Raw genomic sequence first — 12594 nt, 5'->3', positions numbered from 1 at the left:
AGGCCCTTCATACAATGTAGTGGAGGTGAATACGCGATGCTGCAAATGGCATGGTATTCCAAAGCATTGGGATTGGTCGGCCAGCCTGTCGGCGTGTCTCTGACGAATGGGCAGGGCGTCACTGGCGTGTTGTGCAGCCTTACAGGCGGCAGCGTTGTCCTGCAAGAATATTTGTACCAAAGTCAATTCGCTACCAAGCAATATCCGTTCAATACCGTACGGGATATTAATGGTTTTCCCGGATGCGCGGTCCCCGGGCCGCTGTTTTAAGAGCTGGGCAGGGCTGGTCTGGGCATCGACAATGGTGGCGCGACGCTTTAAAGGGCGTCATATTACCTTAATTTGCGAAGCTGGTTCGCTGCTCGTAGGGGCTCTTTCCTCGAACGAACCAGCTTCGCTTTTTTGCGAACCTATCTTCGCTGCTCGGACGGACGCTGTTCTCGAACGAACCAACTTCGCTTTTTTGCGAACCTATCTTCGCTGCTCGGACGGACGCTGTTCTCGAACGAACCAACTTCGCTTTTTTGCGAACCTATCTTCGCTAATTCACCCTTTGCAGCATGCGCCTGAGTCTGGAACGAACTAATTTTCGCTTTCCGTGAACCTTGGTTCTCCAGTAGCGAAAATTAGTTCGTTGTTGCCTCATAGCTGCCCATGAACTCATCGCATAACGAAGTTTGCTTCGCTTTTTTACGAACCTAGCTTCGCTAATTGGCCCTTTGCAGCGTGCGCCTGTGTCTGGAGCGAACTAATTTTCGCTTTCCGTGAACCTTGGTTCTCCAATAGCGAAATTTAGTTCGCTGTTGCCTCACAGCTGCTCATGAACTCATAGCCGAACGAAGTTAGCTTCGTTAATTTGCGAAGCTGGTTCGCTCTGGGAGCCACCGTCGTTGAACAGCGAAGCTGACTTCGCTATTTGCGAAGGCTGGTTCCCTTTTAAACTCCACAGTACTTTCTAACGAAAAAATTACTTTAATTTGCGAAGCTGGTTCGCTGCTCGGACGGACTTTCCCGTCGAACGAACCAACTTCGCTTTTTTACGAACCTGACTTCGCTAATCCAACCTTTGCAGCGTGCGCCTGTGTCTGGAGCGAACTAAATTTCGCTATCCGTGAACCTTGGTTCTCCAGTAGCGAAAATTAGTTCGCTGTTGACTGTCGGACACTTGTGGAACCATCGCCGAACGAAGTTAGCTTCGTTAATTTGCGAAGCTGGTTCGCTCTGGGAGCCAACGTTGCTTCTCAGCGAAGCTGGTTTCACTATTTACGAAGCTATCTTCACTAATAGTGAAACTAGCTCCTCTGCAGCAACTCCCCACACGCAAAATAAAACAGACTTCGCTATCAAGCGAAGCCTGCCCTACCTACTGCTGCTAGCGCAGCACGATTCTCTTATACAAATTCACTGTTATGAAATAGTAAGCGGAGTAGATTACCGCAAACAGCAGAATCGGCAGCCAGAGCCGGTAATACGGCTCCGCCAAAATAAACGAGAAGAGACGCATGCCCACCAACACATGCAGCAAACCGGCAATGCCCGGGAATAAGAAGACGAGCAGCAGCTCCGTGTAAATCGAACGAGACAGCCTCTCTCTCCGTACGCCAAGCTTATGCAGCATTTCGTAGCGCTGAACATCTTTGGCTGCTCCGGACAATATTTTGAACATCAGGCAGCTGGCCATCATCGCCAGAAAGGCGATGCCGAGGAAGAAGCCCATGAACATCGTGCCGCTTGAAATGCCGAGCGCCCGCTGATAGTTCTCATATTTGCTCCAGGTAACTCCCATCCCCTCGTTTTTCTTCATTGCAAGTTGGTCTAACTGCTCCCACGAGGAACGGTATGCCAGAAAGTCATCTGTTCTGCCAATTACGACAATCTGCTCCTTCGCCTTCAACGCATCAAATTGTGCGTTATCGGCCAAACGAACGTCGGAGTAGGACAGACTAGGAGGTGCAATTTGCCACAGAAAGGTTGTCCACTCCCCACTATGGTTCTCCCCTTCTCCCCTTACATTCCCGTCATTTATTACAACATTAGCTTTACTTTCATTTCCCGTATCATAGCTCGAAGCAGCTCCATCCGTGCTCTCTTCCGTCACTTCCCCAGCAGAGCCACCCGCGCTCTCACCAGCCGCCGCCTCTCCTGCAGAATCGGCCGTCGCCTTCGGCAGCGGATCCGCCAATCGCTTCAACTGATCCCAATAATCACGCCCTTGCTCCGAATGAACGAGCGGCCGTTGCGACTCCAGATCCTCCTTCGCATAATAAAGAATTTCATTGTCCAGCTTATAGCGATAGGTGAACCGCTCTTTGAACGGAATGCCCGCAAGCACATTCGTCTCCGCTTCATTCGGATCATGAACGGTCGCATCGTAAACCCGGTATGTCTCGCCTCGTATAAACGCATCATTCCAGAACGCTAACCCGCCCGCGATAGCTCCCGCTCCAAGCGCAATGAGCATCGCCACTGTAGCGAGCAGCTTCGTCAGTCCATTAATGCGAAAACTAAGCTGACCAAACGTAAATGCCCGGATGCCGCGTAATTGATGACTCTTCTTCAGCCTGGCAACAAGCGGCGGCAAAAACGCCATAAACAACAGATAAGTGCCGAGCGGCGTCATGATGGTTGCCGTGAATAAACCGATCTCGCGCAGCTGTTCCATGAACGTCAAGGACAGATACCCAAGCACGATGGCGATAACGCCAACAACGACCATTACCTTTTTCCAGCCGTTGCTGTGCCAAGGTCGATCCGCCCTCATACTGCCATGCAATAGCTGCAGCACCTGCATACGCGCCAGCTTCAATTGATTCCACAATGCCGAGAACACAAACAACGCGACGAAAAACAAAACGGTAAATCCGATTGCCGGACCGTATACCGGATAATAGCCTGTCAGATCTGCTTGAAGCTGCTGCGCCATGAGACGCCCAACCAGCGCCGAAAGACCGAAGCCGATACCGAGTCCAGCGGCCATAGAAACCATACCGAGCACGACTGTCTCGATAAACATCAGCATGCGTATTTTATCTTTTCTGGCCCCCAGCACCATATAAAGGCCAAACTCCCGTTGGCGGAGCGAAAGCAAAAATCCGTTGGCATACAAAATATAAAAAAATGTAATGGCTGATAACAAGATGGTCCCTAGCACATATACCAGCTGAATTGAATTAATTACCGCATTGTTCTCCGTGAAGCTGCGATTCCAAGCCATCGTCTGAAACATATAGAAGATCGATATTGAAATAACAAGTCCGGCCAGCAGCACCAAGTAATCCTTCAGCTTGCTCTTCATGCCGGATAAGGCGAGTTTGATCAACATGATGCCAGCCTACCCCCTATCCGCATCAGCGGATATTTCCTTGGCAGCCGCTTCAGCTGCCGCCGCGCCGTAATCGCCCAGCACATTCAGGATTTGCTTGTAAAAAGCTTCGCGGCTCCCCAGCCGATAAAGCTCCTGCACCAGCCGTCCGTCTTGTATGAACAATATTCGGCTGCAATAGCTCGCACTGAAAGCATCATGCGTCACCATCAGAATAGAGATTTGCTGCTGCTCGTTCAGCCGCTTCATTTGCTCCAGAAGTCCCACCGCATTTTTCGTATCCAATGATCCCGTCGGCTCGTCTCCCAGCAGCAATGCAGGCTCATGCACAATGGCCCTTGCAGCCGCCGTCCGCTGCCGTTGTCCGCCCGATATCGTTGCGGGATATTTATCCGCAAGCTCTGCGATGCCAAGCTGATCCAGCACTTTGCCCACTCGGTCCATAATTTGATGTACAGGCATGTCTTGCAGCGATAAAGGCAAAGCAACGTTCTCGTAAACCGTCAAATTATCGAGCAGATTGAACTCTTGGAAAATAAAGCCTAGACGCTGCGCGCGGAAATCCGACAGCTCCCTCGCTTTCATCCGTGTGATATCCGTACCCGCAATAGCGACTGTACCCTCCGTTGGATGATCCAGCGTGGAAACCGTGTTCAGCAGCGTTGTTTTTCCCGAGCCCGATGCGCCCATAATGCCAATAAATTCGCCTTTTTGCATCGTAAAAGAAACATCATTCAAGGCATAAACCTGATTTTCGGTTTTTCCCCCGTATATTTTAGATACATGGTTCATCTCGATAACATTTTCTATAGCCATTCCTTATTGCCTCTCCTTCTGAACGCGGCGCAGCGAAATCAACCCTGCCAATCGCCGCATTTGATTCACTTAGTATAAGGAAGACTGTTAAAGAGACTCTAATGTAACCTTTAAGATTTTCTTATTTTCCCGCCGGCGAAATTTAAGAGATGGATACACGCAAAAAAAGCGGCCGCAATGGCCGCTTGCTCACTATCACTAAACCTAGCTTCCGGTACCTTGATACCGGTTCAACCCCGCATTCCACACTCGATACGCGATAAAGAATAGAATGACGCCCACAACAGGAGTAGCATAAGGCAGCCATGACGCGAACAGCGACCCGCCGCTTTCCTTATCCAGAATAAGCTGGGACGGGTAGAAATTGACGAAGCCGTAAGGAATGATAAACGTCAATATGACCCGCAGCACTTTGCTGTAGATCGAAATCGGATAATCGGCAAAGCCCCGGATGCCGAAAATAACGACGTTCATCACCGAACGGGCTCGCACGATCCAGAAGCACATCGAGCCTGTAATAACGATGAAAGCCGCTTGAATGAGCACCGCTCCAAGCAGCAAAGCTGCAAATCCGGCATAAGCCGCCAAGCTTGGATGAAGATCAAGACGGCTGAAGCAGAATCCGAGCATCAGAATCGCGATCACAATATCGCCCAAGAAGAAATGGCCGAAGCTGCGGATAATCATATGGATGAACGGATTAATCGGCTTGACCAGCAGACTGTCGAAGGAGCCTTTATGGACGTCCTCCTCAACATCATTCATTTGGAAAAAGAAAAACACCGCTGCGATGGCGTAAGTGAACATATTGAGCGTATAAATGATCATGACCTCGTACATATTCCAGCCGTTAATCGTCTGAAACCGGCTCATTAACGCCCAAATGACCGCATAGCTGACGATATGGGAGAGGGCAAAGCCGACAAAGTCCATATAAAAGCCGAAACCATGCTCCGTTTTGCTTTTGAAATAAATCGGAATAAACCGTGCGTAAAGCTTCAAGTATCTCATGATAACCTCCCCCTTAGCCTCCCTGAACGACAAGCCGCCGAACCGCTTTCGACCACATCCACTTTTGCAGCAGCAGCAGGCCTATAATCCATGCCACTTGCTGAATAACGATTGCTAGCAGCTCCTGCCAGCCCGTTACTTTGCCCAAATAGACGGAGATTGGTTCATAGTAAATGAGGCGGAACGGCAGGAAGTAGGAAACCTGCACCAGCGAATCGGAAAAGAACCAGATCGGAATAAACGCTCCGGAAAACAACCGGATCAGCCCGTTAAGCACCGTGTTGATTTGCCAAATCAGAATATACCAGAACGCAATGAGTCCAATCGTATACGTAATGAGGAAATTAAGAATCAGGCCGTTGAAGACTAGAACTAGGAAGGCGATGCCGCTTGCAAGCGAAGGAAGCTGTACGTGGAAGAATAGCAGGCTGACAATAACGAGAGGCACTAATTCAAACAGCATCCGGTACATGTTCGTACCGAAGGTCTGGCAAAAGACGACAGACCGGAAACTCATCGGTTTAATAAGATCCATCGCGATCTCTCCTGAGGATACCTTGGAGCTGACTTTAAAAATAACGTCATTCGTAGCAAATACCGATATGACGGAGCTGATGACGACATACGTAATCATTTCCTGAATGGAAATCGATCCGGCCTGTGAGGCCAGTTGGCCAGAGTCGCCGAACAATGCGTGCCAGATATAGACCTGCACGAATATTTTGAACAGCTGACCGAACAGGAACAGCAGTACCTCAGCCCGGAAAGCGAGATGCGTACGAAAAGCATTCATCGTCATTTCCCGGTAAAGAGCGATTCTCATGCCATCACTTCCTGACGCGGCCGCTCTTCCTGACTGAAGCCCGCATATAGATTGCGGATGATCTCTTCAATTTCGGTTTCCTTGACCTTAAAGTCACGAACCGAGTAGCGTTCCATAATCCATTTGATAACAGCGGAGGAGTTAATATTTTTCTTGTCGTAGACGAGTTGGGTGCGGGCTTCTTCGGTCTGGGAGGACGTAATTCCCATGCGCAGCAGCGCATCGTCCATGACAAAAACTTCCTCGGTATCCAGCTCCATCGTCTCCATATTGCCGTAGTCATTCTTGAGCGTTGATAAATTCCCGTCATACATGAGTTTGCCATGATCAACTACCATAACGCGGCTGCACAGCTTCTCAATATCGGACATATCATGCGTCGTCAAAATGACGGTCGTGCCTCTTTCCCGGTTAATCTCGCGAATGAATTCGCGGATTCTCTCTTTCACGACGACATCAAGGCCAATCGTCGGCTCATCGAGATAGACGATGTCGGGATCATGAAGCAATGCCGCGCAAAGATCAGCCCGCATCCGCTGCCCCAAGCTAAGCGACCGTACGGCTACATTCTTAAATTCATCCAGCCCGAGAATATCACCGAACAGCGCCATGTTTTGCTGATAGCGATCATCTGGTATATCGTACATATACTTGGTCAGCCGAAGCGACTCAATGACGGGCGTATCCCACCATAGCTGGCTTTTCTGGCCAAACACCGCGCCGATTCGCCGCGCGTTCTCGATCCGGTTCTCGAACGGCACCAGTCCGTTCACATGCACTGCCCCGCTTGTCGGGACGAGAATGCCGACCATCATTTTGATCGTGGTCGATTTGCCTGCTCCGTTTGGCCCGATGTAGCCGACAATTTCGCCTTGGTCGATCGTAAACGAAATGTCCTCGACCGCTACCTTTTGCTCATATTCCCGGTACACCAGACTTTTCATCAACGGCCAGAACCCGTCACGACGCTTTTGTCTTTTGAATTCCTTGCGCAGATTTTGTACCTCTATAAGCGGCATGAGTGACCCTCCCTTTATCCGTATCCGATTAATTGTAGAAAAAGGAAATAGATAAAGGTATATGGGAATCTAGTCTTTTGCAGTACGGTATTAGCCGTTTAAGATTCTACAACACCCAGCGCTTTGTTTTTCTCTTTAAATCTTTCGTTATGAGAGGACACGTATGCCATTCTAGCAGCCTCAGGCTCCAGATACAGCTTTGCGCTGTTAACTGCTATTCCTGCATCGGTGAAAGCGCCTGCGATCAGGTTCAGCTTACTCTCAAAATATGCAAAATCACCCGCCGCATAAATACCCGGAAGATTGGTCGCCAGCTTCGGACTTACGAACACATTCCAATCATCCATGTCCAAGCTCCAGTCCTTGATTCCGACGAAATCGGATTTCAATCCATGGTTAACGATTACTTCGTCCACGACGATCGTCTCGGATTCACCTGTCTCTATATGACTGATTGTTACCTGATCGATTGCCTCTCCATTGCTGCTGAACAGCCGGCTAACCTCATACGGCGTCCGCACGTCGGCCGAGGAGTTCATCATTTTCGCGATATGGCTCTCATGTCCGCCAAACTGGTTTCGCCGATGCACCACCGTCACCTTCTCCGCAATCGGCTCCAGCTCGTTGGCCCAATCTACTGCTGAATTGCCTCCCCCGGAAATAAGCACTTTTTTCCCGCGGAAGGGTTCCAGCTCCTGTACCGTATAATGCAAATTGGACACCTCGTACCGCTCGGCCCCTTCCAGCTCCAGCTTCGCCATTTTCAGGATGCCTCTGCCAATCGCCAAAATAATCGTCCGGGTCCAGTGCCTCTCCCCGCTAAGTGTTTCCAATATATAAGTACCATCTTCTTGTTTCTCCAGACGCTCAACCTGCTGCCCCAGCACGATTGTCGGCTCGAAGGTTTGTGCTTGCTCCTCCAGCGTAACAGTTAGCTTCTCGCATAAGGTTGGCGCGACGCCGCCTACGTCCCAGATCATCTTTTCCGGGTAAATGAGCATTCTTCCGCCCAGCTTCTCGTTCGCATCAATTAGCTTCGTCTTCATATCTCTCATACCGCTATAGAAAGCAGCGTACAACCCCGCAGGACCGCCGCCAATAATCGTCACATCATATAATTCCAGTTGCTCCTTCACGCCTATCCCTCCATTGCCTAATTGTGAGAGTCATTCTCAATTAAAATTGTAGACCGCAAGCAATAACGGAGGCAATGGACAAACTGTAATCCTGTTTTGTAATTATACAAAGCCGAGAACAGCCAATAAGCCAATAATGAAACAGAAAATTTAAGTTTAGCTTCTAGGGACGGGGCGGCCATTGTTCTAAAATAAGGGCATTCAATACCGATCAGACAGCCTGACGCAACCCAGATAGAGGTTGTTTGAGATACGAGGAGGAAAAGATGATGTCAGCGATTGAAGGAAGAGCGGTACGAACGGCCGTTATCGGCTACGGGGGTGCATTCAATATTGCCAAAATGCATGCCGATCACATGCTGCAATGCGGTATGGAATTTGTTGCGGTCTGTGAAATGAATGAAGAGCGTCTCAATCAAGCGATTAATGATTTTCCCGGTATTCGCGGCTATGCCACAGTAGAAGAGCTGCTGGCACAACCGGATATCGATCTGGTAACGGTCATTACTCCGCATAATTCCCATTACTCACTGGGCATGCAAGTGCTGGAGAGCGGCAAGCATTGCGTGCTCGAAAAACCGATGAGCATTACGGCGGAGGAAGGCGATACGCTCGTCCGTAAAGCGAAGGAAAAAGACGTCATGCTCTCCGTCTTCCATAACCGGAGATGGGATTCCTGGTATTTGACCGCCAAGCAGCTGATTGCCGAGGGGCGTCTAGGCGATATTTTCGCCGTGGAGCTCCATATCGGCGGACATGGCCATCCAGGTCATTGGTGGCGCGCTGACAAAAGTATTTCCGGCGGGCTCGCTTATGACTGGGGCGCACACTACATCGATTGGCTTCTCGGCCTTGTTCCAAGCCGGATGACGACAGTCCGCGGCTTTACGCACAAGCTGAAGTGGCATGATGTGACGAATGAAGATCACATGGATATTTTCATCGGCTTCGAGAACGGTACATCGGCAAGCTTGTCCGTTTCATCAATCGCCTATGCGCCTAAACCAAACCGCCGGATTTTGGGTACAAAAGGTGCGATTATCAGCAACGGCGATGAGGAAGTTATTTTATACGAGGATGTAGACGGGAAAAGGGTGGAGACGAAGGTTCCTTCCATTCCAAGCAGTTGGATTAGCTACTATAGAAATATAGCAGCCCACCTGACACAAGGCGAAGAGCTTGTCGTTAAGCCTGAAGAGTCACGGCGGATTATTGCCGTGCTGGACACGGCCGGCCGTTCCGCGGCAGGAGGCAGAGAGCTGTCTGTACCGTTCGAATAGACGGTTATGAAATAATTTTCCAAATTATGATCATTCCGGGAGGATTTCCACAGCAAAAAGGCGAATGTATATTCGCATTTAACTTTCCGTATAAAGGAGAAGGTTCATTGTGGCTGGGATCCCCTTATTGTATGAAACACGGATTGTCTGGGAAAGTGAAACGCAAGTCGTAGGAGAAATCATCCGGTTCGACCCTTCGATACCGGCTCTTCCGTCGGAAAACGAAATATCCGCATTGTGGCCTCGATTTATGAGCCGTGTGCCCGAAATCCGTAATGCTGCAGGCGGAACCTATGGTTTGAATCTGTTCGGGGAAGGCTGTTTACCTGGCGGGCCCTTTCATTACATGGCGGGAATCGGCGTAGAGCCTCCCTCTGCTGACAGCTTGCCGGAAGGAATGGATACCGTCACAATCCCTGCCGGGCTGTATGCGGTAGTGACACGGAAAGGCGTGATCGACGGCATCCGGGATGCTTTCCGTTATTACTGGGAGGAATGGCTTCCCGCCTCCGGCTACGTAACACGCAGCAGCGGCATTGAGTATGAGTATTACGATGACCGTTATTTGGGCAACGATAACCCGGAATCGGTCATGGAAATTTGGTGTCCGATTGAACTGGCGCAGCCTGCTCCGGTGGAGAACCGTGTAGCCTCCGTATTTGTCCATGTCACCGACTTAAGACGGTCCGCAGAGTGGTACAGCACATTATTAGGCCTGCCTCTTCGGGAAGAGCGGCTGGATGGGCCCGTCTATTGGTTCGAGCTGGAAGGCACTCAGATCCTGCTTGACTCCAACGTCAACAACCGCAGAAACCCGGACTGGCACGAGGAAATGAAGCCCCGGCTTATGCTGGCGACGAATGATATTGATGGGGCATACCGCTATGCGCAGGAATTGGGCGAACCTTTCACAGAGCCGCAGCATTTTGATCCGGTGGCATTCTTTACCTTCCGCGACCCAGAGGGCAACTCGTTAATGGTCTGCCGCAATCTGGCGACGGCTGAGGCGACAATCCGTCCCTCGGCGGACAGTCCGGTTACAGGCATCGGCGGCGTTTTCCTTGATGTGAAGGAAGTGGCTTCCGCAGCTCGCTGGTACTCTAAGCTGTTCGGCCTGCCGCTGGAGGAGTCCCGGCTGCAGGCACCGATTTATCCGATTCCTGTGACCAAAGGGGCGGCCTTGCTGCTGGACGGAAACCGGCATCGGAATCAGGAGCAATTCACGGAGCTGTTTTATTTCGAGACGGAAGATTTCGACCGTGCTTTGACATTCATACGGGAGCATGGAATTGAGCTCGCTAGCGAGCCGCAGCATTTCGATGATCTATCCGAGGTTACGCTTCTCGACCCGGACGGCAACCGGATTGTTATCGCTGCGATGAAACGCTAATTAAGGAACCCCCGCTCCGGCTGTTGCTGGAAGGCGGGGGTTCTCTTGTTTATGATAAAGTTGCTGCAGCCTGATTGAGCAATGAGGATAACAGCTGGAAATCAACCGGCTGATCCTTACGCAGCTTGATTGTCTTCCGTTCGGGAGGACCGTCGAACAGCCCTTCCGGCAATTCCAGACTGCTCGTATTAAAGATCGTAAAGCTGACTGCATCCTTTGAGGTGGAAATAACAGCGGCATACTTGCCGTTTTTCAGAAAATGAGGCTTCTTATACTGCATGCGTTCCTGGTGATTAGGAATCGTCTCCTGGACGACGGCACGCAGACGGCTGCATAGCTCGGCTTGCCAATTCTCCTTAACTGCGTTAATAAAATCCGTTACTTCCTGATTCATCGGTCTGTTCTCCTTTTCTGTACCTCTATGTTTGTTGGTTAATTTGCTCGTATATCGTTGTTAATGCTTTACTCTGGATTTACGGCTGCTTTACTATACTTTGAATTACTTTGCTTATCTTGTCTACTGCTTAACAATTTGCCAAGTAACGCCGAATTTGTCCACAACCTCGCCATAATAAGCTCCCCAGGGCTGAAGCTCGAACGGGTATTTGATGCTGCCGCCTTCTCCAAGATTCGTGAAGCCTGCGAGTGCCTCGGATTCATTGTCATAGGTTAACGACAGATTCAAGCTTCCTGTGAAAGAAACAGGACCAAATGCTTCGCTCATAAATAAGCTGTTGCTGCCTGCCACCGTCATGCTCAAATGCATTACTTTATCCTTAATAGCTTCAGGTGTGCCCGGTATTTGACCATGAGTAGCCACAGACAAGATTTCTCCGCCCAGCGCCTTTGTATAAAAAGCCGCCTGCGCTCTAGCATCCTCCGATAAAATATACGGTGTAAGTTGTGCTCCCATTTTTCATCAATCTCTCATGTTTAGTAGTAGTAGACGCATTCTGCGCGATTCTAAAAACCGCCCGTTCATTTCCGTCTCTATTCATACGACGAACGGGATCCGCCATAATCGACATCGAGTCAAAAAAACTTTTTAACTTTTTTTGAGCATGTCGATATGCTCGTGAAGATCACTCTCCAGCCCCGGCATCTCCGTTGGCTGAACAGTTAATGTCCCTTCAGCCGCCGGTATGCTTTCACTGTCTCCGCCCAGATTCGGCATGCTATTGCAGTCTGCATTCGAATTGATGTTTCTATCACAGTTTCCATCCCGCATTCAATCATCCTCCCTCCTACTTTACTCATTGCGCTGAGACGGCTCCAAATCATTTCCGCTTCTATTCTTACGACGAACGAATGAGGCAGTAATCGACATCTCTATAAAAAAACTGCGAATGCATGCAGCATTCACAGTCTCTATATAGTCCATATCTTGCTGACACTTAACGAGCAGCTTGTAGGGGAAAGCCTTTAGCCGACATCAACGAACGAACTGAAGTAGGTCTTATCGAGTGTAGCAAAAGGCCACACAGTTCATAAAAGCGAATCGTGTTTGTGTATAAGGCCTTCAGAGGGTCTTATCGTGCGTTACTTGCCCTTGTGCGAGGCCGTTAAGACCCTCGCAAGGTCTTAACGGCCTCACACAAGGGCAAAACAGTTAAAAAAAGCAGCTCCATTTTGTGCATAAGGCCTCCAGAGGGTCTTATCCCGTTATATTTAACTTTATGGGAGGTCGATAAAGCCCTCGCAGGGTCTTATGGAGTGCAGCCGATGCCCAAGCAGTTACATAAAAAAAAGGCTGTCGAGATTTTCTCGACAGCCTTTTTTCAAACACATACCGCAAAC

The 12594-nt window shown here is 49.8% G+C and carries 12 protein-coding genes; 3 read left to right on the top strand and 9 right to left on the bottom strand.

Features of this window, described 5'->3' with window-relative positions; all coding sequences use genetic code 11:
- The first annotated feature begins 45 nt into the window (after positions 1 to 45).
- Positions 46 to 270: a hypothetical protein gene (locus tag ACFVVF_RS21820; RefSeq protein ID WP_387814311.1), complete on the top strand. Its 225-nt coding sequence runs from the start codon at positions 46 to 48 to the stop codon at positions 268 to 270.
- Between the two features lie 1102 nt (positions 271 to 1372).
- Here ACFVVF_RS21820 and ACFVVF_RS21815 read toward each other — a convergent pair.
- The 6 genes from ACFVVF_RS21815 to ACFVVF_RS21790 all read right to left on the bottom strand — a co-directional run bounded on the left by ACFVVF_RS21815 (position 1373) and on the right by ACFVVF_RS21790 (position 8127).
- Positions 1373 to 3322, bottom strand: coding sequence for an FtsX-like permease family protein (locus ACFVVF_RS21815; RefSeq protein ID WP_387814179.1), 1950 nt, complete (start codon positions 3320 to 3322; stop codon positions 1373 to 1375).
- A 9-nt stretch (positions 3323 to 3331) separates the two neighbouring features.
- Positions 3332 to 4138 carry an ABC transporter ATP-binding protein gene (locus tag ACFVVF_RS21810; protein ID WP_387814178.1) on the bottom strand — a complete coding sequence of 269 codons (807 nt, stop codon included), beginning with the start codon at positions 4136 to 4138 and terminating at the stop codon, positions 3332 to 3334.
- Positions 4139 to 4342: 204 nt separating this feature from the next.
- Positions 4343 to 5149 carry an ABC transporter permease gene (locus ACFVVF_RS21805; RefSeq protein ID WP_387814176.1) on the bottom strand — a complete coding sequence of 269 codons (807 nt, stop codon included), beginning with the start codon at positions 5147 to 5149 and terminating at the stop codon, positions 4343 to 4345.
- 13 nt (positions 5150 to 5162) lie between these two features.
- Positions 5163 to 5972: an ABC transporter permease gene (locus ACFVVF_RS21800; RefSeq protein ID WP_387814175.1), complete on the bottom strand. Its 810-nt coding sequence runs from the start codon at positions 5970 to 5972 to the stop codon at positions 5163 to 5165.
- The gene (locus ACFVVF_RS21795) at positions 5969 to 6991 is read right to left on the bottom strand and encodes an ABC transporter ATP-binding protein (RefSeq protein WP_387814173.1); all 1023 of its coding nucleotides are present in this window, start codon (positions 6989 to 6991) and stop codon (positions 5969 to 5971) included. Before ACFVVF_RS21795 ends, ACFVVF_RS21800 begins: the two co-directional genes overlap by 4 nt.
- A gap of 98 nt (positions 6992 to 7089) precedes the next feature.
- Positions 7090 to 8127 (bottom strand): NAD(P)/FAD-dependent oxidoreductase, encoded by a 1038-nt coding sequence (locus ACFVVF_RS21790; protein WP_387814171.1) that lies wholly within the window; start codon positions 8125 to 8127, stop codon positions 7090 to 7092.
- A 266-nt stretch (positions 8128 to 8393) separates the two neighbouring features.
- Here ACFVVF_RS21790 and ACFVVF_RS21785 point away from each other — a divergent pair, with 266 nt between their 5' ends.
- Together ACFVVF_RS21785 and ACFVVF_RS21780 are read left to right on the top strand one after the other, a co-directional pair.
- Positions 8394 to 9407 carry a Gfo/Idh/MocA family protein gene (locus ACFVVF_RS21785; RefSeq protein WP_387814169.1) on the top strand — a complete coding sequence of 338 codons (1014 nt, stop codon included), beginning with the start codon at positions 8394 to 8396 and terminating at the stop codon, positions 9405 to 9407.
- 127 nt (positions 9408 to 9534) lie between these two features.
- On the top strand, positions 9535 to 10797 hold the full coding sequence (locus ACFVVF_RS21780) for a GyrI-like domain-containing protein (protein WP_387814167.1): 1263 nt from the start codon (positions 9535 to 9537) through the stop codon (positions 10795 to 10797).
- Positions 10798 to 10846: 49 nt separating this feature from the next.
- Here the strand turns inward: ACFVVF_RS21780 and ACFVVF_RS21775 are convergent, their stop codons facing one another.
- The 3 genes from ACFVVF_RS21775 to ACFVVF_RS21765 form a co-directional block, all read right to left on the bottom strand.
- Positions 10847 to 11191, bottom strand: coding sequence for a DUF1801 domain-containing protein (locus ACFVVF_RS21775; RefSeq protein WP_387814165.1), 345 nt, complete (start codon positions 11189 to 11191; stop codon positions 10847 to 10849).
- Between the two features lie 123 nt (positions 11192 to 11314).
- Positions 11315 to 11710 (bottom strand): VOC family protein, encoded by a 396-nt coding sequence (locus ACFVVF_RS21770; RefSeq protein ID WP_387814163.1) that lies wholly within the window; start codon positions 11708 to 11710, stop codon positions 11315 to 11317.
- 132 nt (positions 11711 to 11842) lie between these two features.
- Complete coding sequence (locus ACFVVF_RS21765) at positions 11843 to 12025, bottom strand: hypothetical protein (protein ID WP_387814161.1); 183 nt, start codon at positions 12023 to 12025, stop codon at positions 11843 to 11845.
- Positions 12026 to 12594: the final 569 nt, after the last annotated feature.

The sequence above is a fragment of the Paenibacillus sp. NPDC058174 genome, assembly GCF_042883865.1.
Lineage (GTDB): Bacteria > Bacillota > Bacilli > Paenibacillales > Paenibacillaceae > Pristimantibacillus.
Note: the sequence above shows the minus strand (reverse complement) of the source record. Positions and strands in the feature narration are given on the sequence as shown.